This is a genomic window from Craurococcus roseus, assembly GCF_039523795.1.
In the GTDB taxonomy this organism is placed as follows: domain Bacteria; phylum Pseudomonadota; class Alphaproteobacteria; order Acetobacterales; family Acetobacteraceae; genus Craurococcus; species Craurococcus roseus.
In genome coordinates this window covers 19,552-41,065 of record NZ_BAAAFZ010000026.1, presented here as the reverse complement: position 1 = coordinate 41,065, position 21,514 = coordinate 19,552, and the positions used below count along the sequence as shown (strand labels likewise).

Sequence of the window (21,514 nt, the reverse complement as noted above, 5' to 3'; positions counted from 1 at the left end):
GGATGGCGATGCAGCCGGCGGAGATCGAGGCGCTGATCAAGGCGGCCCTTCCCGACGCCCAGGTCACCATCGAGGACCTCGCCGGCGACGGCGACCACTACGCCGCCTCCGTCGTGTCCGAAGCCTTCCGCGGCAAGAGCCGCGTCCAGCAGCACCAGATCGTCTACGCCGCCCTGCAAGGGCGCATGGGCGGCCAGTTGCACGCCCTGGCCCTGCAAACCTCGGCCCCTTCCTGAGAGGACAGCCCCCGATGACCTACCCCGCCTTCGAGCGCATCGAAGCCGACGTGAAGTCCAACCCCGTGGTGCTCTTCATGAAGGGCACGCCGGTCTTCCCGCAGTGCGGCTTCTCCGCCCGCGTGGTGCAGGTGCTGTCCCACCTCCAGGTGCCCTTCAAGGGCGTGAACGTCCTGGAGGACATGGAAATCCGGGAAGGCATCAAGGCCTACGCCAACTGGCCGACCATCCCGCAGCTCTACGTGAACGGCGAGTTCGTGGGCGGCTGCGACATCGTCCTGGAGATGTTCCAGGCCGGCGAGCTGCAATCCATGCTGAAGGAAAAGGGCATCCCGGTCTCCGCCGAGGCCTGATCCCCGATGGCGGCCGGCGCTCCCCCGCACTCGGCGGCGCCGGCCGTCTCCATCCTGACGCCCGCCTATGACGTCGCGCGCTTCGTCGGCGCCGCGGTGGACAGCGCGCTCGCCCAGACCTCCCCCGACTGGGAGATGGTGGTGGTGGACGACGGCTCCGTGGACGGCACCGCCGCCGTGGTGGCCGCGCGCAAGGACCCGCGCATACGCCTCATCCGCCAAGCCAACGCCGGCGTCTCCGCCGCCCGCAGCCGCGCGGTGGAAGCAGCACGCGGCCGCGCGGTGCTGTTCCTCGACGCCGACGACTGGCTGGCCCCCGACGCCCTGGACCGCCTCTCCGCCGCCCTGGCGGCGGCGCCGCCGGACGCGGTCGGCGCTTACGGCGCCTACGCCTTCGTGGCCGAGGACGCCAAGCCGGGCGACCCCCCGCTGCGCCGCAAGTCCGGCCCCTTCCCCGCCGGCGACATCCTCGAACGCTTGGTGGTGCAGAACCTCTTCGCCAACGGCGGCCACCTGCTGCTGCGCCGCGAGGCCGTGGACCGCGCCGGCCCGTTCCTGTCCCACGTCCGCTACGGCGAGGACTGGGAATACTGGATCAGGCTCGCCCTCCAGGGCCCCTTCGCCGTGGTGCCGGGGGCGGAGCCGCTGCTCTTCGTCCGCCAGCGCACCGGCAGCGCCTACAACCGCATGGCCCGCGACCCGGCGGCCTTCCGCCCGGCCATGGACGCGATCTTCAACAACCCCGCCCTGCGGGAGCGCCTGGGCGCGGAGCGGGCGGAATACCTCCACCGGCGCGCGGAAGCGGAAAACGCCTGGATCGCCGGCCGCGAACTCATCCGCCACGGCCAGCGCGGCCCGGGCCTGGAGAAGCTCCGCGCCTCCGTCGCCGCCGCGCCGTCGCCGAAACGGGTGCTGCTGCTGGCCGCGGCGCACGCCTTGCCGGTGCTGCCCCGGCGCCTGCACGGCCCCTTCACGGCCTACCCCGCTTGAACCCCGCCCCGCCCGCCGCCGTTACAGGCCAGGGGACGGAACACGGGGAGGACGCGAATGGCCGACGAAAGATCATCCGGAACCGGCGCGACGGCGCCCGCCGAATCCAACATGAACCCCGGCGACCAAGCGCCGCCCGGCGCGCCCGGCACCGGCGAGAACATCTGCCCCGCATGCAACGGCAAAGGCACGCTCGCAAGCGGCGAGAAGGACCCGAACTGCAACGGCACCGGCAAGGTCATCACCAGCATCGCCGGCGGCTGACGCCGGACCGGGCGGGCCGGCGGTGGAGCGCGCCGCCGGCCCGCCCCTCCCGATCAGCGCGAGTAGAACTCGACGACGAGGTTCGGCTCCATCTGCACCGGGTACGGCACGTCGGCCAGCTTCGGCGCGCGGAGGAACCGGCCGCGCATGGCGCGGTGGTCGATCTCGATGTAGTCGGGGACGTCGCGCTCGCCGCTCTGCGCCGCGTCCAGCACGGCGGTGAGCTGCTTCGACTTCTCCTTGACCTCGATCAGGTCGTTGTCCCGCACTTGGTAGGACGGGATGTTCAGCCGCTTGCCGTTCACCGTGAGGTGGCCGTGGTTGACGAACTGGCGGGCGGCGAAGGGCGTCACCGCCAGCTTCATGCGGTACACCACGGCGTCCAGCCGGCGCTCCAGCAGTTCGATCAGGTTCTCGGAGGTGTCGCCCTTCCGGCGCACCGCTTCCTGGTAGTACTTCTGGAACTGCTTCTCGCCGATGTTGCCGTAGTAGCCCTTCAGCTTCTGCTTCGCCATGAGCTGCACGCCGAAGTCCGTGGGCTTCTGCTTGCGCCGGGCGCCGTGCTGGCCGGGGATGGTTTCGCGCTTGGTGATCGGGCTCTTGGCCCGGCCCCAGAGGTTCACCCCGAGGCGGCGGTTGATCTTGTACTTGCTCTCGAGACGCTTGGTCATGGCGCGGCGGTTCCGCCTTCCGGCGGCCCTCTGTGCTGCGGTGTTGTCCCGGTAGGCCCCGGCCCGGGAGGGCCGAGGCGGGCGCGCGGCGGACAAGGGCGGAAACCGCCCAGGGCCGCGTCCACGTTCCCAGGAATGCGGCGGGCTATAGTGTCCGGCGGCCGGGCTTGTCAAACCGCGGGACGGGCACCATTGCCCCGACATGGTGACGCGCGAAGAGATCCTGGTCCTCGGCCTCACGGCTGGCACGGTGGGCAGCTTGGTCGGCGGGTTGATGCTCGGGGTGGGTTTGGGGATGGCGGTGCAGGGCGCGCACATCGGCTGGCTGCTGGTGATCCCGGCGGCGCCGATCTCGGGGATGCTCGGCTACGCCCTGGCCCGCAAGCTCGCCAAGAAGCTCCCGCCCACGGTGCTCTGACCCGGCGGCTCAGGTCTCCACCACGATCTGCACCCGCCCGGCGGCGTAGCACCCCCAGCCCGCTTCCACCGGGTCGCCGTCGGGGTCGGTGTTCACCGTCTCCGTCGCCAGCACCGGCCGGGTCCGCGACTGCCCGAGCAGCGCCGCTTCTTCCGGGGTGGGCATCCGCGCCGTCACCTTGGTGGTCCGCCGCCGGTAGTCCGGCACGCCGCCCGCCGCGAGCGCCTTGGTGATGGACGGGTCGGCCGCCAGCGCCTCGGCGATGCGCGGGAAGCGCGCCGCAGGGAAGTAGTGCGTGCCGACCAGCACCGGCCGCCCGTCCACCAGCCCCAACCGCTCGGCGAGCACCACCGGCTTACCCCGCGCCAGCCCGAGCGCCGACGCCACGGCCGCGTCGGCCTCCACGTCCGCCAACCGGACGATGCGCCCGCCCGGCTCGCGGTTCTGGCGGCGGATGACCTCGGTGAAGCGCGTGCGGGCGCCGAGCGTGTAATCGAGCACGTCCTCCGCAACGAAGGTGCCGCGCCCCTGCTCCACGCGCACCAGCCCGGCCGCCTCCAATTCCTCCATCGCCCGTCGGATGGTGTGGCGGTTCACGCCGAAGCGCGTCTTGAACGCTTCCTCCGTCGGCATCCGCGCGCCCGGAGGGTAGCGGCCCGAGGCGATCTCGCGCTCGATCTCGCCGAAGATCTGCCGCCACAGCGCGACCCCGGCGCCGCGCGCCAGCGGCTCCGACGCGGCGTCCCCATCCGTCATGGAAGCTTCAACCACGCCGCATGTCTCCCGTCGCACCCTACGTCTGCAATAGACGGGTAGACATCCGGTTGTCTAGACCTTACAAGATCGCCGCATGACGGAAAGCGCCGAGACCCCGCCCGAAGACTTCGCGTCGCGCCGGCGCTGGATGGGCGTGCTGGCGCAGGCCAGCGGGGCCGAGATCGCCGCACGGCTGCGGGACGCCCCGCCCTTGCCGCCGCACACGCGCCTGCGCGGGCCGGAGGTCGGGCTGGTGATGGTGCGCGGCCGGCAGGGCGGCGACGGCGCGCCGTTCAACCTCGGCGAGATGACGGTGACGCGCTGCGCCGTGGGCGTGTCGGGCGGCGCGCGGGTCGGCCACGCCTACGTCGCGGGCCGCGATTTGGAGAAAGCCGAGACGGCGGCGGTGCTGGACGCGGCCTTGCAGGACGCCGCGCTGCGGCCGGCGCTGCTGCGCGCCGTGGTCGAGCCGCTGGCGGCGGCACAGGCGGAACGGGCGGCGCGCACGGCGCGCAAGGCGGCGGCGACGCGCGTGGACTTCTCGACCCTGGCGGTGATGCGGTGAGCGCGGCGGCGGCCCTCGCCCCCGGCTTCGGCGATCCGGTGGCGGACGCGCAGGCGTGCTTCCGCGCCCTGCTCGACGCGATGAGCCGGCCGGGCCTGGTGCGGCGCGTACCGGTGGACCTGCGCCCGCCGGCGCCGCTCGGGCCCGCCGCCGCGGCGGTGGCGCTGGCGCTGGCCGACGCGGCGACGCCGCTCTGGACGGACGCCGGCGCGGAGGCTGCGGCGTGGCTCGCCTTCCACGCGGGTTGCCCTTCGGCGCGGTCGCCCGGCGACGCGGCCTTCGCGCTCGCCTGCCATGCGCCCCCGCTCCTCGACACGCTGGAGCAGGGCACGGACGAGGAGCCGCACCTCAGCGCGACCTTGATCGTGCAGGTGCCGGCGCTGGAGCCGGGGCGCGGCTGGCGGCTGCGCGGCCCCGGCATCGAGGCGGAGCACCGGCTGCGCGTGTCCGGTCTGCCGGAGGGCTTCGCCGCGCGCTGGGGCGCCAACCGGGCCGCCTTCCCGCGCGGCGTGGACGTGGTGCTCTGCGCCGGGCGAGACCTTGCGGCGCTGCCGCGCACCGTTTCCATCGAGGAGGGCTAAGGCGCGTGGCCTACGTTGCGGTGAAGGGCGGCGAGCGGGCGATCGAGAACGCGCACGCCTGGCTGGACGAGGCGCGGCGCGGCGACCCGGCCTTGCCGGAGCTTTCGGTGCGGCAGATCGAGGAGCAGTTGTCGCTGGCCGTGGACCGTGTGATGGCCGAAGGGGCGTGCCACGACCGCTCGCTCGCGGCGCTCGCCATCAAGCAGGCGCGGGGCGACCTGATCGAGGCCGCGTTCCTGCTGCGCGCCTACCGCACCACCCTGCCCCGCTTCGGCGCGTCCGTGCCGCTCGACACCGCGGCGATGCGGGTGCGGCGCCGGGTGAGCGCGACCTACAAGGACCTCCCGGGCGGGCAGGTGCTCGGCCCGACCTTCGACTACACGCACCGGCTGCTGGACTTCGCGCTCGCGGCCGAAGGGGCGGAGCCGCCCGCGCCGGCGCCGGAAGCAGAGGCCGACGGCGCCGCGGCGCCCCGCGTCACCGGGCTGCTGGCGCAGGAAGGGTTGATGGCGGCCGAGCCGGCGTCGGACGAGGAGCCGGGCGACCTGACGCGCGAGCCGTTGGAAATCCCCGCCGACCGGCCGCTCCGGTTGCAGGCGCTGGCGCGCGGCGACGAGGGCTTCCTGCTCGGCCTCGGCTACTCGACGCAGCGCGGCTACGGCAACGCGCACCCCTTCGTCGGCGAGCTGCGGATGGGCGAGGTCGCGGTGCAGGTCGCGCCGCCGGAGCTGGGCTTCGCGGTGGAGATCGGCGACGTCGTCGTGACCGAATGCCAGATGGTGAACCAGTTCGGCGGCAGCCGGCACGAGCCGCCGCAGTTCACGCGCGGCTACGGGCTGGTGTTCGGCCAGGGCGAGCGCAAAGCGATGGCGATGGCGTTGGTGGACCGGGCGCTCCGCGCCGAGGAGCTGGGCGAGGAGACGGGCGCCCCGGCGCAGGACGCGGAGTTCGTGCTGTACCACTCCGACAACGTGGAGGCGACGGGCTTCGTGGAACACCTGAAGCTGCCGCACTACGTGGACTTCCAGAGCGAGCTGGAGAAGCTGCGGGCGATCCGCGCCGGGACGGCCGCCGCACAACGGCGGGAGGCGGCGGAATGAGCGCCGCCGCGACGCTCGCCGGGTACAACTTCGCCTACCTCGACGAGGACACCAAGCGGATGATCCGCCGCGCCTTGCTGAAGGCGGTGGCGATCCCCGGCCACCAAGTGCCCTTCGGCTCGCGCGAGATGCCGCTGCCCTACGGCTGGGGCACGGGCGGCATCCAGGTGACGGCGAGCGTCATCGGCCCGGCGGACACGCTCAAGGTGATCGACCAGGGCGCCGACGACACCACCAACGCCGTCTCCATCCGCCGCTTCTTCGCGCGGGTGGCGGGCGTCGCCACCACGGAGCGCACGGCGGAGGCGACGGTGATCCAGACGCGCCACCGCATCCCGGAGACGCCGCTGCGCGAGGGCCAGATCCTCGTCTACCAGGTGCCGATGCCGGAGCCGCTGTTCCGGCTGGAGCCGCGCGTGGCCGAGACGCGGCGGCTGCACGCGCTGGGCGACTACGGGCTCATGCACGTCAAGCTCTACGAGGACATCGCGCGCCAGGGCGAGGTGACGATCTCCTACAACTACCCGGTGATGGTGAACGGGCGCTACCTGATGGCGCCTTCCCCCATTCCCGCCTTCGACAACCCGAAGATGGACCGGATGCCGGCCTTGCAGCTCTTCGGCGCGGGGCGGGAGAAGCGCATCTACGCGGTGCCGCCCTACACGGAGGTCCGCTCGCTCGACTTCGAGGACCACCCGTTCGAGCCGCCACGCCCCGCCGCCGCCTGCGCGCTCTGCGGCAGCCGCGACAGCTACCTCGACGAGGTGGTGACGGACGACCGCGGCGGCCGGCGCTTCCTCTGCTCCGACACCGACTACTGCGCGGAACGGAGGGCGGCGAAGTGACGGCAGACGCGCCGATCCTGGAGGCGCGCGGCCTTTCCCTGCGCTTCGGCCCCGTCCCGGCGCTGGACGACGTGGCGCTGCGGGTCTGGCCGGGCGAGGTGGTGGCGATCCTGGGCGAGTCCGGCTCCGGCAAGACCAGCCTGCTGCGCGTGCTCTCCGGCGCGCTCCCGGCCGACACCGGCGAGGTGCTGTACCGCGACGCGGCCGGCGCCGTCGTGCCGGTGCACGGCTCGGGCGAAGCGGCGCTGCGGCGCCTCGCGCGCACCGAATGGGGCTTCGTCCACCAGAACCCGCGCGACGGCCTGCGGCTCAACGTCTCGGCCGGCGGCAACGTGGGCGAGCGGCTGATGGCGGTGGGCGCGCGCCACTACGGCGGCATCCGCGCCGCGGCGGCGGAATGGCTGCGGCGGGTGGAGATCGACCCGGCGCGCATGGACGATCTGCCGCGCGACTTCTCCGGGGGCATGCAGCAGCGCCTGCAGATCGCGCGTACCCTGGTGACGCGGCCACGGTTGGTGTTCATGGACGAGCCGACCGGCGGCCTCGACGTGTCGGTGCAAGCGCGACTCCTCGATCTGATCCGCGCCCTGGTGGCCGGCCTCGGCCTCGCCGTGCTGCTGGTGACGCACGACATAGCGGTGGCGCGGCTGCTGGCGCACCGGCTGGTGGTGATGCGGCGCGGGCGGGTGGTGGAGCACGGGCTGACCGACCGCGTGCTGGACGACCCCCAGCACGAGTACACGCAGCTCCTCGTCTCCTCGGTGCTCGCGGCATGAGCGGCGACTGGGCGCTAAAGGCCGAAGGGCTGGCGAAGACCTTCACCCTGCACCTCCAGGGCGGGACGCGGCTGCCGGTGCTGGACGGCGTCGATTTCGCCGTGGCGCCGGGCGAGTGCGTGGCGCTGGCGGGGCCATCGGGCGCGGGCAAGTCCACCCTGATGCGCTGCCTCTACGGCAACTACGGCGCGGAGGGCGGGCGCATCCTGGTCCGGCACCGCGGCGCCCCCGCGGACCTGACGGCGGCCGACGCGCGGCTGGTGCGGGAGGTGCGGCGGGAGACGCTGGGCCACGTCAGCCAGTTCCTCCGCGTGATCCCGCGCGTGCCGGCGCTCGACATCGTGGCGGAGCCGCTGCTGGCGCGCGGCATGGCCTTGGACGAGGCGCGCGAGCGGGCGCGGGCGCTGCTGCTCCGGCTCAACATGCCCCCTGCCCTGCATTCGCTCCCCCCCGCCACCTTCTCGGGCGGCGAGCAGCAAAGGGTGAACCTGGCGCGGGGCTTCGCGCCGGGCTATCCGGTGCTGCTGCTGGACGAGCCGACCGCGAGCCTCGACGCCGCGAACCGCGACGTGGCGGTGGCCCTCATCCGCGAGGCCAAGGCGGCGGGCGCGGCGGTGGTCGGCATCTTCCACGACGCGGACGTGCGCGACCGGGTTTCCGACCGCCTCTTCGCCATCGAACCCCGACCCCAGGAGGCGAGCCGGAGCGCCGCATGAGCACCGCCGAGACCGTGTTGACGAACGCCCTGCTGGTGATGCCGGGCGAGGTGGTGCCGGGCAGCGTGGTGCTGCGCGGCGGTTCGATAGCCGAGGTGCAGCCGGGTCGGAGCGGCCTCCCCTCCGCCGAGGACCTGGGCGGCGACCACCTGATCCCCGGCGTGGTGGACGTCCACACGGACAACCTCGAACGCCAGGTGCTGCCCCGCGCCAACGCGCGCTGGCCGAGCCGCTCCGCCATGCTGGCGCACGACGCGCAGTGCGCGGCGGCGGGCGTCACCACCGTGCTGGACGCGCTGTGCCTCGGCGACCTCGGCTTCGACATGGGGCGGGACCAGACCTTCTGGGACGGGGTGCGCGACCTCGACGCGCTGGCGGACACCGGCTTGCTTCGGAGCGAGCACTTCCTCCACCTCCGCTGCGAGCTGCCGGCGGTGGACATGCCGCCGGCGCTGGAGGCCGTCGCCGACCACCCGCTGGTGCGGATGGTGAGCCTGATGGACCACTCGCCCGGCGTCGGCCAGTACCGCGACCTCGACCGCTACCGGGCGATGCGCGTACGGCAGAAGCAGATGACGGACGCCGAGGTGTCGCGCCGCATCGCCGAACTCCTGGAACAGCGCGAGCGGCTGCGGGAGCCGCAGCGGCGCTGGCTGCTGGAGCGCATCGCGGGCCGCGACCTGCCGGTCGCCAGCCACGACGACGACGACCCGGCCGAGATGGACCGCAACAAGCGCGACGGCATCACGATCAGCGAGTTCCCGGTGCTGATGGAGGCGGCGAAGCACGCGCGCGCCATCGGCGTGGAGGTGATCGCCGGCGCCCCCAACGTGGTGCGCGGCGGCAGCCACTCCGGCAACGTCGCCGCCGCCGACCTGGTGCGGGAGGGCGCGGCGGACGCGCTGGCGAGCGACTACGTGCCGGGCGCCATGGTCGAGGCGGCGTGGCGCTGCGCGGCGGAGGCCGGGGTTTCCCTGCCGGAGGCGGTGGCGATGGTCACGGACGCGCCGGCGCGGATGGCGCGGCTCACCGACCGCGGCCGCATCGAGGCGGGCCTGCGCGCCGACCTGGTGCGGGTGCGCGAGCACGACGGGCTGCCGGTGGTGCGGCAGGTGTGGCGCGCGGGGGAGCGCGTCGCGTGAGGAACGCGCGGGGCGGGTTCGTGAGGAACGCGCGGGGCGGGTTCGTGAGGAACGCGCGGGGCGGGTCCGTGAGGAACGCGCGGGGCGGGTCCGGGTGATCGGGGCGCCGGCGCCGGGCGCGCGCCTCGCCCTGTACTGGGCGCCAGAACCGGACGACCCGCTGCACCGCGCCGGCTCCTCCTGGCTGGGGCGCGACGCCCAGACCGGCGCGCCGCTGCCGCAACCGGGCGTGCCCGGCCACGACCTCCGCGCCCTCACCGCCGACCCGCGCGGCTACGGCCTCCACGCCACCCTGAAGCCGCCCTTCCGCCTCCGCGCTTCCTGGGCCGAGGCGCTGGACGCCGCGGCGGCGCTCGCGGCGCGCCTGCGAACCTTCGACCTGCCGCCGCTCGCGGTGCGCGACCTCGAAGGCTTCCTGGCGCTGCGCGAAACCGAGCCCTGCCCGCCGCTGCGGGCTCTCGCGGACGCCTGCGTGGAGGCGCTGGACGCCTGCCGCGCGCCGCCGGACGAGGCGGAACTGGCGAAGCGGCGCCGGGCCGGGCTGTCGCCGCGACAGGAAGCGAACCTCGCGCGCTGGGGCTACCCCTACGTGTTCGACGAGTGGCGCTTCCACGTCACCCTGACGCGGCGCCTCTCGCCCGAGGAAAAGGCGGCGGTGCTGCCGGCGGCGGAGGCGCACTTGGCTAACGCGCTCACGCACCGGCGGCGGGTGTCGTCCGTCTGCCTGTTCACCCAGGCCGGGCCGAGCGCGCCGTTCCTGATCGCGGAGCGGCTGCCGTTCGGCGCCTGACACCGTCGAACACGAGTTGCGCCTCGTCCTCTCGTCGGCCCCGCGCAAGCGGGCCCCACACCGCTAGCGTCCATTGACCGATCAGTTGTCAACCTTGTAGATCAAAGCTCATGAAGTTGATCTACATTGACGAAGCGGGAAACACCGGTGGCAGGGCCGATCCCGATCAACCCATTCACATGATTGGGGCGTTGATTGTAGATCAAGGCCAGGTCAGAAATATTGAAGAACGGTTAAACAAACTAGCACAAGAATGCACAGATTCAGTCGAGAAAACTGACGTTATAGTCCTTCCCGATGATGTTGAGTTCCATGGGGCAGAACTGTACAGCGGCAAAAAATTCTTTGAAAAGATCGATCCGGCACTGCGCATTCGTATTTGCATGGACATACTACAGGTTTGTAAAGAAGAAGGCGCTCTTTTCGGTGCTTTTGGAGTAGACAAACTTAAAAAAATCACTGGCACCTATCCGCATCTGCTCTGCTTTCAGTTCATGCTTGAGCGCGTGCAGGATTACCTCGCAGGACCGACTGTAAGTGATTTTGGCTTGCTTGTAGCCGACGAGCACCGCGAGTTGGAGGAGCAGCTAATCAGAGACTTAGCTTTTTCCAAGAGCGTCAATACCGGCTGGGGCTGGCGTCCCACCGCAATTAAGAACGTGGTCGATACCGTCCACTTCGTAAAATCCCACCATAATCGTCTTATACAGGCGTGTGATGTAGTTACTTACTTTAAACTCAAAGGTTACCGGCTTCGGCAGCGCCTAATTAGCGCGTATCTAGCGTCGCCGCCGGCCACGCGGCAGTTCAGCTTTGCTGAGTACTGCGATGCAAACGCTAAACGCGCCGAGAAGGCTGTTCTCAGGCTCCACGATGTCATCAAAACCTTCGAGCGTTTCGAGAAGATCTGGCCTCTGTAGCAAGCATCGACGGGGCCCGTCACTAACGCGCTACGTGCCAAAGCTGGGGAAGCTAGCCGGCTCCTTTCGGAAGCGCCCTCGCGGATGCAAAAGCTACCGGCTAGTACGCTTGTATGGGATAATTTGCGGCGCCTCTCAAGTAGCTTTTGGCCCCGGGATGCTCACCCTTGCGCGACGGCACACAAATTTAAAGAGGCGAGAAGAAGCATTTGCGTTATGACAAAAAATAGGATTAAAATCCTTGGCTCGCTTCGGAGCCGCAGAGATGCCTGCCTTGCGAACGAACAGTGCCGGCGCGGAGCAAGAACCCTCCCGACAGCCCGTCCAGCGTCCATGGGTTTGTCCGAATGTCGTAATTACTCCTTTCCCACGCGCCTCGGCCCGCGTCACGCTCTCCAACGGCGTTTATCCAATTCCGACAAATGGCGCGCCTTCGGCCGCAAACCCGTTTTGCGGGAAAGGTAACACGCCGGCCGAAGGGCGCCGACCGCGACAGGCGCATTTGTCCGCTTCGTGCAAAAGCGAGCTTCCGCAGCGCGCACCAGCCCTTGGAACGGCCGGCGCGCACAATACGGTACGGTTCCCACGCGGCCCAGGGCATTTGTCCCATTCCGGCAGAAAGCGCTTTCGGCACGCGGGCCATTCCACGGGGCGGCTCGGGCAAAAGAGCGCGAGGCTCCGGAGGCGAATGAGGCATTCGTTCCAGTTCGACAATCGAGGCGTGCTGGGGCGCCGATCGTCCGACGGGTCGCCACCGGGCCGGATACGGTGCCCTGCCTCAGTCCGAAGCATTTGTCCCATTCGAGCAGAACGCCGGCATCTCGGCTCGCAACGCACGGAGGAGCAGGGGGTCCGGTCCAGCGCATTCATCCGGTTCGCGCAAAACGCCCGCACCCCGGCGCGCACCTCTAGAGGCACGACCGTCCCGCACCTCAGCGCCCCCGCCCCTCCCCCGCCGCCTCCAACAGCGCCCGCGCCACCTCCGCGACCGCCCGTTCCACCGCGCCGTCGTTCACCACCCGCCGCACCCGCAGCCCGTCCGGCAGCGGCGCCTCCCGCGCCAGCCGCGCCGCGATCGTTTCCTCATCCTCCCGCCCCCGCGCCGCCAGCCGCGCGGCGAGCACGGCCGCCGGCGCCGTGACCTCCAGCACCAGCAACGGGTACAGCCGGTGCGCCTCCCCCAGCACGGCGCGGGACAGGTTCGCCACCACGCAGCGCCCGGCGTCGAGGTCCGCCTCGACGTCGCGCGGCACGCCGTACAGCAGCCCGTGCGCCTCCCACCACAGCGCGAAGCCGCCGGCGTCGCGCCGCCGGAGGAAGGCGTCGCGGTCCAGCGCCTCGTGGTCCTCGCCGCCGGCCGAAGCGGGGCGGGTGATGCATCGCCGGGCGAAGCGGAACCGCCCGTCCCCAGCCCCGATCCGCGCCCGCGCGCCGTCCAGCAGCGTGTCCTTCCCGGCGCCCGAAGGCCCCACCACGGCCACCAACATGGATTCTCCGCCGATTGACCCCGCGCCCCACCCTCGCCAAACCGGGCCTGCCCCGGCCAAGCCGCCGTTTCCGGGGCTGGGAGACGACGCGCAGGATGTTCACCACCCGTCCCGAGATCGCCGGCACCTTCGGCGCCGTGGCCTCGACCCACTGGATCGCCAGCGGGGTCGGCATGGCGGTGCTGGAGCGCGGCGGCAACGCCTTCGACGCGGCGGCGGCGGCCGGGTTCACCCTCCAGGTGGTGGAGCCGCACCTGAACGGGCCGGGCGGCGACTGCCCGATCATCCTGCACAGCGAACGGCTCGGGGCGCAGCAGGTGGTCTGCGGCCAGGGTCCGGCGCCGCGCGGGCTGACGGTGGCGAAGCTTAAGGGCGAACTCGGGCTCGACCTGGTGCCCGGGACCGGCCTCCTCCCCGCGCCCGTCCCCGGCGCCTTCGACGCCTGGGCGTTGATGCTGCGCGACCACGGCACCTGGGAGCTGCGGGAGGTGCTCGGCTACGCCATCGGCTACGCCAGGGCCGGCGCCCACATGGTGCCGCGCGTGGCCGCCACGGTGGAGACGGTGCGGCCGTTGTTCGAAACGGCGTGGCCGACCTCGGCCGCGCTGTGGCTCAGGGACGGCGGCCCGAAGCCCGGCGAGTTGTACGCCAACCCGGTGCTGGCCGACACCTACGAGCGGGTGGTGCGGGAGGCGGACGCCGCCGGCGGGGACCGCGAACGGCGGATCGACGCGGCGCGGGATGCCTGGTACCGCGGCTTCGTCGCCGAGGCGATCGACCGCTTCTGCCGGACCACTGAGGCGCTCGACACCTCCGGCCGCCGCCACGCCGGCGTGCTGACCGGGCAGGACATGGCGGACTGGCGGGCCGGGGTGGAAGCGCCGCTCGCCGGGACCTACCGCGGGCACACCGTCCTGAAGTGCGGGCCCTGGAGCCAGGGGCCGGCGATGCTCCAGACCCTGGCGCTGCTGGAGGGCTTCGACATCGGGGCGATGGACCCGGTGGGCGCGGAGTTCGTCCACGTCGTCGCCGAGGCCATGAAGCTCGCCTTCGCCGACCGGGAAGCGTTCTACGGCGACCCGGATTTCGTGGACGTGCCGATGTGGACGCTGCTCTCGCCCGCCTACGCCGAGGCGCGCCGGGCGCTGATCGGCGAGCGGGCGAGCCTGGAGTTCCGGCCGGGCGGCCCGGACGGGCGCCCGCCGCGCACGGACTACGCCGCCGCGGTGCGCCGCGCCGAAGAGGTGGCGATGGCGGCGGGCACGGGCGAGCCCACCGTGTCGCGCCTCGGCGCCGCCGGCGGCGACACCTGCCACGTCGACGTCATCGACCGCTGGGGCAACATGGTGAGCGCGACGCCCTCCGCGGGGTGGCTGCAATCCTCGCCGGCGATCCCGGAGCTGGGCTTCTGCCTAGGCTCGCGCTGCCAGATGTTCTGGCTGGACGAGTCGCTGCCCAATGGCCTCCAGCCGGGCAAGCGGCCGCGCACCACGCTCTCCCCCTCCATGGTGCTACGTGACGACGGCCGCCCCTGGATGAGCTTCGGCACGCCGGGCGGCGAGCAGCAGGACCAGTGGCAGCCGATCATGCTGGCGCGGATGCTGGACCACCGCTTTTCCATCCAGCAGGCGATCGACCTGCCCTCCTTCCACAGCGAGCACTGGATCAGCTCTTTCTGGCCGCGCGGCGCCAAGCCGGGGAAGCTGGTGCTGGAAGGCCGCTTCGCGCCGGACGTGCTGGCCGACCTGCAAGCGCGCGGCCACGCGGCCGAGACGGGCGGCGACTGGTCGGAAGGCCGCTTGACCGGCGCGCGGCGGGAAGCGGACGGGCAGATCTTCGCCGGCGCCAACCCGCGCGGGATGCAGGGCTACGCGGTGGGGCGTTGAGCGTGCCGTTTGTGGCGCCGCGCCGTGCCGTCCTGCTGCTGTCAGCGGCCCTGTTGGCGTTGGGTTCCGGCGCGTGCAGGCCGAAGCCGCAGCCGTTGGTGGTCGCCATGGAACCGCGGCCGAATCCGCCGGCGGCTCGGCCGCCGCCGCACGACCCCCGCGAGCGGCTGCGGCAGAACCGTTGGCTCGCCCAGTTCTGGGAAGAGCTGACGCCGGCGCAGCGCCGCCGCGTGGAGGCGCGGATGCGGCGCGCGAGGCCGCCCATGGCCTCCGACAACGAGCGCGCGGGCCACGTGTGGGACGGGCTCGGGCTGGCCGAGCGGGACCGTTTGGTGTTCGGCGGCGCCGCGCTGGCACGCCCCTCCGCCTCGGCCGCCGCCACGGCGTCCACCCCCGCCGCCGGGCCGGAGGGCGCCGATGCTCCCGCGCCCTGAGCGTGCGGCGCTTGCCTCCGCAGGCTGGCCCGGCGCGTCGGCCGCCGGCCGTCGCGCGGCGCCCGCGGTCAGCGCCCGGCCGCGCCGGTAGCCGCGCCGTGGCCGCGGCAGGCGGCGCCACCGGCGGAGGCGGCCCGGAGGACGGCGGTGTCGATGCGCGCCTTGAGCGGCAGGTGGTCGGAAGCGCGCCGGGCCAGGGGCGTGTCGTGCGCTTCGACGCCGGGCACCAGCCCGCGCGGGCGCCCCATGATCGCGTCCAGCTTCAAGAAGGGGCGGAACACCGGAAAGGTGGGCGCGCGCGGCGCTGCGCCGAAGGCGGCTTCGAGCACGCCGAGGGCGGAGGCGCCCTGGCGCCACTCGTTGAGGTCGCCGAGCAGCAAGGTCGGCAGCCGGTCGCCGGCGCCGGTCCGCATGGCCGCCAGCAGCGCCTCGGCCTGGAGCGCCCGCCGCTCCGGCCCCAGGCTGAGGTGGGCCGCGATCAGCCGGAACGGCCCGTGGCCGAGGTCGAGCTCGGCCATCACCGCGCCGCGCGGCTCCAGGCCGCCGAGCCGCAGGCCGACCGGCGGGCGAAGCACCGCGGCGTCGCGCCGGACCAGCACCAGGTTGCCGCGCCAGCCCTGGTGGTCGCCCGGGCGGTGGGCCACGGAGGGGACGCGCAGGAGGCGCAAGCCGAGGTCGCGCTCGATGGCCGCGGCGTCCAGCATGGGCACGCCCGGCCGGAGGTAGTGCTGGGCCTCTTGCAGGGCGATCAGGTCCGGGCGGATCTCGGCGATGACCCCCGCGATGCGGTCCGGCCGGAACGGCCCGGCCGGGTTGAGGCCGCGGCCGCGGTGGGCGTTGTAGGTGGCGACGAGCATGGCGTGGTTGCTGCTTTCGGAAGCGCGTCGGGCGCGGGGCGGGAGCGAAGCGGGCTAGCGGGCGGCAGGGCGGCGCGGCCGCTCACCCCGACGGCCCGCCGGCCCTTTCCCAGGGGCCCGCCGCGCGCGGTTCGGCGCTTCCTGGCCCCGCGGCGGCAGCGCCCTGGCCGGCGGCTTGGCCGCGGCGGCGCGACCCGGCCAGGGCGGCGCCGAGCGCCGTGCCCGACGCCGTCAGGACCGCGTCCGTCCAGGTGTCGGTCCAATCGCCGATCAGCCCGACGGCCGCTTCGAAGGCCTCCCACGCGACGCCGACGCCGAGACCGAAGGCCAAGCCCGCGGCCGCGAGCCGCTTGGCGCCGCGCCGGAGCCCGTCCACCTCCAGCAGCGCCGCGAAAACGGCGCCGGCCAGCGCGCCGCTCACCAGATGCACCGTTTCGTCGTAGGGGTTCGCGCCGTAGAACCAGTTCAGGCCGTAGCCGGGGCTCGACAGCAGCGCCGCGAGCACGGGCGCTGCGTCCGCCCACCGGGGCAGCGCCCGCACCCGCCACGGCAGCGCCGCCATGCGTTCCCGCGGCGGCAGGAGCAGGCCCAGGCACCCGGCGAGGGCCGCGAGCGTGCCCATCGCCGCGCCGCGCTTGTCCAGCCACCAGAACCACGCCGCGACCGCGGCCATCGCGGCCAAGCAGGCCCAAGCGAACGCGGATTGCCGCCGGATGTCGTCCTTCGTCAGCAGCGGCACGCGCGTCTCCCCTCCCGAGCCGCCGGGGGGTGACGCCGGCGCCGCGGGCGCGGGGCGGCGCCGTCCTCGCCTACGGTCGGCACCAACGCGCCAAGGCTCCGTTGGTGCCGGCGCGCCGGCCGGCGGCGGCGGTGACGGCGGGGCGCGCGGCCTCGCGCCCGGAAGCGCGCGCCTTGCGGGATGGGGCACGGAGCGCCGCCGCCAGGGCGGGCCGCCCCTCCCCCGTCACACGAACAGGATGCCGAACCGGGACGGGTCCTCGCCGCCGATGGCGGGCGCGGTCAGCGCGACGTGCTCGGCGCTTTCGGAGAAGTCCAGCACCACCTTGGAGCGGGCCGCGCCGGCGTCGAGTTGGCCGCCCCAGAAGTCGAGCCCCGCCCGGTCGGCGGGCCGGTCCAGCGTGTTCTCGTATAGGGCCTGGACGAAGGCGCGGTTGTCGAGGTTGCCGTACCTGCCCCGGAACTCGGCGCCTCCGACGAAGGCGTCCGCCACCTGCGCCAGCGTGGCGTCGCCGCTCTCCAGGCGGTTCTTCCAGAAAGTCAGGCCTTCCACGTCCGGGCGGCGGCCGAACACGGTGTCGTAGAGGCGCGCCGCCTCCATCGCTTCTTCGGAGCGGTCCCAGATGCCGTCGCGGACCAGGGCCGCGGTGCCCGCCTTGTTCTCGATGCTTTCGGAGAAGGCGGCGAGCACCTCGGCGCGGCCCGCGCCACCGCTGTCGAGCACGCCCACCCAGAAAGCGCGGCCTTCCACTTCGCCGGCGCGGCCGAGCACGTTGATGTAGAGCCGGTCCACGAAGGCGCCGTCGCCAGAGACGCCGCCGGAGCGGGCGCCGAATTCGGGGGAAGACAGGAAGCGTTCCGCCAGCAACGCCAGCGGCCGTCCTTCCTGCACGGCGTCGATCCAGAAGTTGAGGCCGTCCTGGTCCGGCAGGCGGTCCAGCGCGGCTTCGTACAGGCGCAGGACCTTCGCCGCCGGGTCGGCCGGGTCGAAGGCGAGGCGCCCGTCGGCGAAGCGGATCTCCTCGACGTTGGCCAAGGCGTCGGTCTGGCCGTCGTGGGCCACCTCGACCTTGCCGTCCGCTCGCGCCGAAACGGCGCTGCCGCGGCGCCCTTCGGCCAGCATGTCCACCCAGTCTCGACCGCCTAGGCCGTCGAGGATTTCGTCACCGTTCCCCAAGGCGAGGCGGTCGTCGCCCTCGGTGCCGTAGTAGGTGGGCGGCAGAGGCGGCGGCGGTTGTTCGATGGCGGAGATTTCGAGCCGGCCGATCTCGCCGGCGCCGGGTTGGAAGTAGGCGAGCTTGGCGTAGTACACGTACCCGTCGGGGCCCTGGACGAAGTCGATGGGGACGTCTGCGGGGGCGCCTTGCCAAAGGAATTTCAGCTCCGTCCGGTCCTTCGCGTCCACCGCGAAGACTTCGCCGTCGACGTAGTCCGTGAAGAAGAAGTCGTTCTTGAGGGCTTCGGGGTACTTGTCGCCGGTGTAGACCGAGGACCCGGCGGTGATGGCCTGGACCTGGTAGCCGGGGTCGCCGTCGTAGTGGGAAAAGGCGCGGAAGGGCGCCGTGATGGACACCTCGCCCCGCTCCACCGCGGCGTAGAACTCCTTGGCCTCGTACAACTGCCTGTAGAACTGCGAAGGCGTCGACACCCCGCCGTCGGCGCCTTCGTAGAAGGGCCAACCGAAGTTGGCGCCCTTCCCGCCCTGAAGGATCGACTCCCACAGGTTCCAGCCGGTGTTGGAGATGAAGAACCGGCCTTCCGTGTCGAACGCCGTCGAGAACGGGTTGCGCAGGCCGGATTGCCAGACCTTGGCCTTGTTGGTGTCCAGCCCGACGCCGCCCGCGAACGGGTTGTCCGCGAGGCCCCGGCCGGTGAGCGGGTCCACCCGGAGGATCTTGCCCGAAAGGCTGTCGAGGTTCTGGACGTCGTAGGAATGCGGGTCGGCGTAGTTGGGCGAAGCGCCGTCGCCGATGCCCACGTAGAGCGCGCCGTCCGGCCCGAAGGTGAGCGAGCCGCCGGCGTGGGTCATCGAGTCGACCTTGATGAAGTCCTGCTTGACGCCGTTGACCGCCTTCTGCGCAGGCGCCGCTTGGTTGATGTAGCGTTCGGAGGACGGCAAGTCCGCGAACTCCGGCTTCATGAAGTCCTTCACGCCGTCGCCGCTGATGTCCTTCAGCGTCCGCCCGGCGCCGCCGAGCAGCACCAACTCGCTGCCCTGCTTGATCGTGGTGAACCCCGTTTCGGCATCGGCGGTGTAGCGCAGCACCTGGGCGTAGCGGTTGCCGGAGCCGTCCGGGCCGGCTTCGTCCTTCAGGCCGGCGGTGTCGCTCGGGTCGATGACGGCGAAGACGTAGATGTAGCCGTTCTTGGCGAAGTCCGGGTGCAGGGCGACGTCGAGCAGGCCGCGGTCGCCGTAGTCGTTCACGCGGGCGCGGAGGTCGAGCAGGGTGGTGGCGGTGCCGTCGTCGAGGTCGGCGATCTTGACCGTCCCGCCCTTCTCCGCGACGTAGACGCGGGTCGGGTCCACGGGCGAGAACTCGAACTTCACCGGCCGGTCGAGGCCGCTGACCAGCGTTTTCTGGTCCACGACGTAGTCCGACTTGAGCGGCGGCTCCACGACGGGCGGCGACGGCGCTTCGTCGTCGAGGATCGAAATCCACGAATTGCGCGGGACGCCGAGGCCGGCGCCTTCGACGCTGACCAGCGAGAAGGTGAAGTGCTCGGTGCCCTCCCCGACCTTGTCGTCCAGCACCTTGACCTGGACGGTCATCTCCGTCGCGCCGGCCGCCATGGTGACCTCGTAGAGGCCGCTGACGAAGTCCTCGTTCGCGGTGGCGCTGTAGTCTTGGATGCCGTACGTGATCGTCACCGCGCCGGCGGTCGAGCCGGTGCGGACGATGGTCACCGTCGCGGAGCCGGCCTCCTCGTCGACCTGGATTTCTTTGTTCTTGAGGAAGACTTCGCTGTCCGCGGCCATTGCGCACCTTCTCAGCAACGATCTGAGGTTGTGCGCCCGGTATAGATGATCGATCGAAACGAACGCCTGTCAATGCGTTCAGGTACGGAATGTTGATCGTCGCCGATCGCGAACAGTCGCGGTCACGGCTCCGGCGGCTCGGCCTCGCGCGGGGCCGAGCGGCGCGGGCGGCCGCGGTTCAGCGCGGGCGCGGGCTGGTCCGGCGCGGTTCCGGCGCGCGCGCGGCCACCGAGGACGACGACGGCGCCTGCGCCGCCGTCGAGGCGCCCTCCGCCGCCCGCCGCGCCTGTTCGCGGAGCTGGGCGATGGTGGAGCGGTTGGTGATCTGCTCCGGGTCGGTGCGGAGCTCGATCAGCGCGGGCTTGCCGCTGGCGCGGGCGCGCTCGAAGGCGGGCACTAGGTCGTCCGTGCGCTCCACCACCTCGCCGTGGCCGCCGAAGCTCTCGATGAAGCGGGCGAAGTCCGGGTTGGTGAGCGCGGTGCCGGAGACGCGGCCGGGGAAGGTCTTCTCCTGGTGCATCCGGATGGTGCCGTACATCTGGTTGTTGAACACCAGGACGATCGGCGCGACCGAGTGGTGGAAGGCGGTGGCGATCTCCTGGCCCGTCATCAGCATCCCGCCGTCGCCGACGAAGCAGACCACGCAGCGGTCGGGGTGGACAACGGCGGCGCCGATGGCGGCCGGCACGCCGTAGCCCATGGCGCCGTTCGTCGGGCCGAGGAAGTCTTGCCCTTCGCGCACGTGCATGAAACGCGTGGGCCAAGTGGCGAAGTTGCCGGCGTCGGTGGTGAAGATCGTGTCGGGCGGCAGAGCCTTCTCCAGCGCTTGCAACGCGCTTGCGAGGTCGAGCGGGCCGCCGACCTCCGGCGCCTCGGCCTGCGCTTCGCGCGCGGCGCGGAGTTCGCGCGTCCAGCCGGCCCAGGGCGGGTTCTCAACCGGCGCGGCGGCGCGGGCCGCAGCGGCGAAGGCGTTGAGGTCGGAGGTGATGCCGAGGGCGGGGCGGTAGACGCGGCCGATCTCGGCCTGGTCCTGGTGGACCTGCACGATGGGCGTGGCGCCGGCCATGTCGAGCAGGGTGTAGCCCTGGCTCACCGGCTCGCCCATGCGGGTGCCGATGGCGAGGAACAGGTCGCACTCCTTCGCCTTGGCGACGAGCGCCGCGTCGGCGCCGACGCCGAGGTCGCCGGCGTAGTTGGGCGAGGTGCCGTCGAACAATCCTTGCCGGCGGAAGGAGACGGCGACGGGCAGGTCGTTGGCGAGGAGGAAGTCGCGGATCGCCGCCCTGCCCTCCGCGGTCCAGCCGCCGCCGCCGAGCACGGCGAGCGGCTTCTGCGCCTTCCGGAGCATGTCCATCATCGCCGGGACCGCTTCCGGCGCGGGGTGCGGGGGGAGCACGCGGGCCGGGCCGATGTCGGGGACGGCGGCGGTTTCGCGCTGCATCTCCTCCGAGATCGCCACCACGACGGGGCCGGGGCGGCCGCTGCGCGCCACGTCGAAGGCGTGGGCCATGAGTTCGGGTATGCGCGCGGCCTCGTCGATCTGCGTCACCCACTTGGCGAGCGGCGCGAACATCTTGCGGTAGTCCACCTCCTGGAAGGACTCGCGGTCGGTTTCCTCGAAGGGGATCTGGCCGACGATGAGCACCAGCGGCGTCGAGTCCTGGAAGGCGACGTGTACGCCGATGGCGGCGTGGCAGGCGCCGGGGCCGCGCGTCACGATCGCCACGCCGGGCTTGCCCGTGAGCTTGCCGTAGGCCTCCGCCATGTGGACGGCGCCGGCTTCGAAGCGGCAGGTGACGAGCTGGACGCGGTTGCGTTGGGCGTAGAGGCCGTCCAGCAGGTCGAGGTAGCTTTCGCCAGGGACGCAGAAGGCGTGGGTGACGCCCTGGGCAACCAGCGCGTCCGCCAGGAGCTTGCCGCCGGGCCGCTGCTGCACCACCCGCTTGCCGCCGTCCGTCATCCGCCGTCCCTCTCCCGCGGCGCCGCTGCGCGCCCTTGCGGGCGAGGATAGG

Annotated in this window: 23 protein-coding genes; 16 read left to right on the top strand and 7 right to left on the bottom strand. The window is 72.3% G+C overall.

Annotated elements, in window-relative coordinates; all coding sequences use genetic code 11:
• The first annotated feature begins 2 nt into the window (after positions 1-2).
• Genes ABD067_RS10660 through ABD067_RS10645 form a run of 4 tightly spaced genes read left to right on the top strand, consistent with a single transcriptional unit; the run spans position 3 to position 1,843 of the window.
• Positions 3-236 carry a BolA family protein gene (locus ABD067_RS10660; RefSeq protein WP_343895267.1) on the top strand — a complete coding sequence of 78 codons (234 nt, stop codon included), beginning with the start codon at positions 3-5 and terminating at the stop codon, positions 234-236.
• Positions 237-250: 14 nt separating this feature from the next.
• The gene (grxD, locus tag ABD067_RS10655; RefSeq protein WP_343895266.1) at positions 251-589 is read left to right on the top strand and encodes a Grx4 family monothiol glutaredoxin; all 339 of its coding nucleotides are present in this window, start codon (positions 251-253) and stop codon (positions 587-589) included.
• Positions 590-595: 6 nt separating this feature from the next.
• Complete coding sequence (locus ABD067_RS10650; RefSeq protein WP_343895265.1) at positions 596-1,579, top strand: glycosyltransferase family 2 protein; 984 nt, start codon at positions 596-598, stop codon at positions 1,577-1,579.
• A 57-nt stretch (positions 1,580-1,636) separates the two neighbouring features.
• The gene (locus ABD067_RS10645; protein ID WP_343895264.1) at positions 1,637-1,843 is read left to right on the top strand and encodes a hypothetical protein; all 207 of its coding nucleotides are present in this window, start codon (positions 1,637-1,639) and stop codon (positions 1,841-1,843) included.
• A 53-nt stretch (positions 1,844-1,896) separates the two neighbouring features.
• Here the strand turns inward: ABD067_RS10645 and rpsD are convergent, their stop codons facing one another.
• Entirely contained in the window at positions 1,897-2,514 is a 618-nt protein-coding gene (gene rpsD, locus ABD067_RS10640; protein ID WP_343895263.1) for a 30S ribosomal protein S4, read from the bottom strand.
• A gap of 202 nt (positions 2,515-2,716) precedes the next feature.
• Between rpsD and ABD067_RS10635 the strand changes: the two genes are divergently transcribed.
• A complete protein-coding gene (locus tag ABD067_RS10635) occupies positions 2,717-2,932 on the top strand; it encodes a hypothetical protein (protein WP_343895262.1) in 216 nt (71 codons plus the stop codon).
• Between the two features lie 9 nt (positions 2,933-2,941).
• Here the strand turns inward: ABD067_RS10635 and phnF are convergent, their stop codons facing one another.
• On the bottom strand, positions 2,942-3,703 hold the full coding sequence (gene phnF / locus ABD067_RS10630) for a phosphonate metabolism transcriptional regulator PhnF (protein ID WP_343895261.1): 762 nt from the start codon (positions 3,701-3,703) through the stop codon (positions 2,942-2,944).
• Positions 3,704-3,782: 79 nt separating this feature from the next.
• Here phnF and phnG point away from each other — a divergent pair, with 79 nt between their 5' ends.
• From phnG to ABD067_RS10585, 9 genes are all read left to right on the top strand, one after another.
• Positions 3,783-4,253 (top strand): phosphonate C-P lyase system protein PhnG, encoded by a 471-nt coding sequence (phnG, locus tag ABD067_RS10625; RefSeq protein WP_343895260.1) that lies wholly within the window; start codon positions 3,783-3,785, stop codon positions 4,251-4,253.
• Positions 4,250-4,834, top strand: coding sequence for a phosphonate C-P lyase system protein PhnH (gene phnH / locus ABD067_RS10620; RefSeq protein WP_343895259.1), 585 nt, complete (start codon positions 4,250-4,252; stop codon positions 4,832-4,834). The genes phnG and phnH overlap by 4 nt, the downstream gene beginning before the upstream one ends.
• A 5-nt stretch (positions 4,835-4,839) precedes the next feature.
• A complete protein-coding gene (locus ABD067_RS10615) occupies positions 4,840-5,934 on the top strand; it encodes a carbon-phosphorus lyase complex subunit PhnI (RefSeq protein WP_343895258.1) in 1,095 nt (364 codons plus the stop codon).
• Positions 5,931-6,779, top strand: a complete 849-nt coding sequence (locus tag ABD067_RS10610) for an alpha-D-ribose 1-methylphosphonate 5-phosphate C-P-lyase PhnJ (RefSeq protein ID WP_343895257.1) — start codon at positions 5,931-5,933, stop codon at positions 6,777-6,779. Before ABD067_RS10615 ends, ABD067_RS10610 begins: the two co-directional genes overlap by 4 nt.
• Positions 6,776-7,555, top strand: a complete 780-nt coding sequence (phnK, locus tag ABD067_RS10605) for a phosphonate C-P lyase system protein PhnK (RefSeq protein WP_343895256.1) — start codon at positions 6,776-6,778, stop codon at positions 7,553-7,555. Before ABD067_RS10610 ends, phnK begins: the two co-directional genes overlap by 4 nt.
• Positions 7,552-8,271: a phosphonate C-P lyase system protein PhnL gene (phnL, locus tag ABD067_RS10600; protein WP_343895255.1), complete on the top strand. Its 720-nt coding sequence runs from the start codon at positions 7,552-7,554 to the stop codon at positions 8,269-8,271. Before phnK ends, phnL begins: the two co-directional genes overlap by 4 nt.
• A complete protein-coding gene (locus tag ABD067_RS10595; protein WP_343895254.1) occupies positions 8,268-9,413 on the top strand; it encodes an alpha-D-ribose 1-methylphosphonate 5-triphosphate diphosphatase in 1,146 nt (381 codons plus the stop codon). The genes phnL and ABD067_RS10595 overlap by 4 nt, the downstream gene beginning before the upstream one ends.
• A gap of 94 nt (positions 9,414-9,507) precedes the next feature.
• Positions 9,508-10,203, top strand: coding sequence for a DUF1045 domain-containing protein (locus ABD067_RS10590; protein ID WP_343895253.1), 696 nt, complete (start codon positions 9,508-9,510; stop codon positions 10,201-10,203).
• Positions 10,204-10,313: 110 nt separating this feature from the next.
• Positions 10,314-11,123: a DUF3800 domain-containing protein gene (locus tag ABD067_RS10585; RefSeq protein ID WP_343895252.1), complete on the top strand. Its 810-nt coding sequence runs from the start codon at positions 10,314-10,316 to the stop codon at positions 11,121-11,123.
• Between the two features lie 932 nt (positions 11,124-12,055).
• On the opposite strand, the gene phnN is transcribed toward ABD067_RS10585, so the two are convergent.
• A complete protein-coding gene (phnN, locus tag ABD067_RS10580) occupies positions 12,056-12,610 on the bottom strand; it encodes a phosphonate metabolism protein/1,5-bisphosphokinase (PRPP-forming) PhnN (protein ID WP_343895251.1) in 555 nt (184 codons plus the stop codon).
• Positions 12,611-12,705: 95 nt separating this feature from the next.
• On the opposite strand from phnN, the gene ABD067_RS10575 reads away from it, so the two are divergent.
• Complete coding sequence (locus ABD067_RS10575) at positions 12,706-14,496, top strand: gamma-glutamyltransferase family protein (RefSeq protein ID WP_343895250.1); 1,791 nt, start codon at positions 12,706-12,708, stop codon at positions 14,494-14,496.
• A gap of 107 nt (positions 14,497-14,603) precedes the next feature.
• On the top strand, positions 14,604-14,930 hold the full coding sequence (locus ABD067_RS10570; RefSeq protein ID WP_343895249.1) for a hypothetical protein: 327 nt from the start codon (positions 14,604-14,606) through the stop codon (positions 14,928-14,930).
• Between the two features lie 68 nt (positions 14,931-14,998).
• Here the strand turns inward: ABD067_RS10570 and ABD067_RS10565 are convergent, their stop codons facing one another.
• The 4 genes from ABD067_RS10565 to ABD067_RS10550 form a co-directional block, all read right to left on the bottom strand.
• Entirely contained in the window at positions 14,999-15,787 is a 789-nt protein-coding gene (locus ABD067_RS10565; RefSeq protein ID WP_343895248.1) for an endonuclease/exonuclease/phosphatase family protein, read from the bottom strand.
• Between the two features lie 82 nt (positions 15,788-15,869).
• Positions 15,870-16,526 (bottom strand): hypothetical protein, encoded by a 657-nt coding sequence (locus ABD067_RS10560; RefSeq protein ID WP_343895247.1) that lies wholly within the window; start codon positions 16,524-16,526, stop codon positions 15,870-15,872.
• Between the two features lie 225 nt (positions 16,527-16,751).
• The gene (locus tag ABD067_RS10555) at positions 16,752-19,502 is read right to left on the bottom strand and encodes a DUF4214 domain-containing protein (protein ID WP_343895246.1); all 2,751 of its coding nucleotides are present in this window, start codon (positions 19,500-19,502) and stop codon (positions 16,752-16,754) included.
• Between the two features lie 178 nt (positions 19,503-19,680).
• On the bottom strand, positions 19,681-21,462 hold the full coding sequence (locus tag ABD067_RS10550; protein ID WP_343895245.1) for a thiamine pyrophosphate-dependent enzyme: 1,782 nt from the start codon (positions 21,460-21,462) through the stop codon (positions 19,681-19,683).
• Between the last annotated feature and the right edge of the window lie 52 nt (positions 21,463-21,514).

What these genes read in the sequence shown, in the direction of transcription:
- ABD067_RS10660 (WP_343895267.1), top strand. Translation starts at nt 3, where the DNA reads ATGGCGATGCAGCCGGCGGAGATCGAGGCGCTGATCAAGGCGGCCCTT.
- grxD (WP_343895266.1), top strand. Translation starts at nt 251, where the DNA reads ATGACCTACCCCGCCTTCGAGCGCATCGAAGCCGACGTGAAGTCCAAC.
- ABD067_RS10650 (WP_343895265.1), top strand. Translation starts at nt 596, where the DNA reads ATGGCGGCCGGCGCTCCCCCGCACTCGGCGGCGCCGGCCGTCTCCATC.
- ABD067_RS10645 (WP_343895264.1), top strand. Translation starts at nt 1,637, where the DNA reads ATGGCCGACGAAAGATCATCCGGAACCGGCGCGACGGCGCCCGCCGAA.
- rpsD (WP_343895263.1), bottom strand. Translation starts at nt 2,514, where the DNA reads ATGACCAAGCGTCTCGAGAGCAAGTACAAGATCAACCGCCGCCTCGGG.
- ABD067_RS10635 (WP_343895262.1), top strand. Translation starts at nt 2,717, where the DNA reads ATGGTGACGCGCGAAGAGATCCTGGTCCTCGGCCTCACGGCTGGCACG.
- phnG (WP_343895260.1), top strand. Translation starts at nt 3,783, where the DNA reads ATGACGGAAAGCGCCGAGACCCCGCCCGAAGACTTCGCGTCGCGCCGG.
- ABD067_RS10610 (WP_343895257.1), top strand. Translation starts at nt 5,931, where the DNA reads ATGAGCGCCGCCGCGACGCTCGCCGGGTACAACTTCGCCTACCTCGAC.
- phnL (WP_343895255.1), top strand. Translation starts at nt 7,552, where the DNA reads ATGAGCGGCGACTGGGCGCTAAAGGCCGAAGGGCTGGCGAAGACCTTC.
- ABD067_RS10595 (WP_343895254.1), top strand. Translation starts at nt 8,268, where the DNA reads ATGAGCACCGCCGAGACCGTGTTGACGAACGCCCTGCTGGTGATGCCG.
- ABD067_RS10585 (WP_343895252.1), top strand. Translation starts at nt 10,314, where the DNA reads ATGAAGTTGATCTACATTGACGAAGCGGGAAACACCGGTGGCAGGGCC.
- phnN (WP_343895251.1), bottom strand. Translation starts at nt 12,610, where the DNA reads ATGTTGGTGGCCGTGGTGGGGCCTTCGGGCGCCGGGAAGGACACGCTG.
- ABD067_RS10575 (WP_343895250.1), top strand. Translation starts at nt 12,706, where the DNA reads ATGTTCACCACCCGTCCCGAGATCGCCGGCACCTTCGGCGCCGTGGCC.
- ABD067_RS10570 (WP_343895249.1), top strand. Translation starts at nt 14,604, where the DNA reads ATGGAACCGCGGCCGAATCCGCCGGCGGCTCGGCCGCCGCCGCACGAC.
- ABD067_RS10565 (WP_343895248.1), bottom strand. Translation starts at nt 15,787, where the DNA reads ATGCTCGTCGCCACCTACAACGCCCACCGCGGCCGCGGCCTCAACCCG.
- ABD067_RS10555 (WP_343895246.1), bottom strand. Translation starts at nt 19,502, where the DNA reads ATGGCCGCGGACAGCGAAGTCTTCCTCAAGAACAAAGAAATCCAGGTC.
- ABD067_RS10550 (WP_343895245.1), bottom strand. Translation starts at nt 21,462, where the DNA reads ATGACGGACGGCGGCAAGCGGGTGGTGCAGCAGCGGCCCGGCGGCAAG.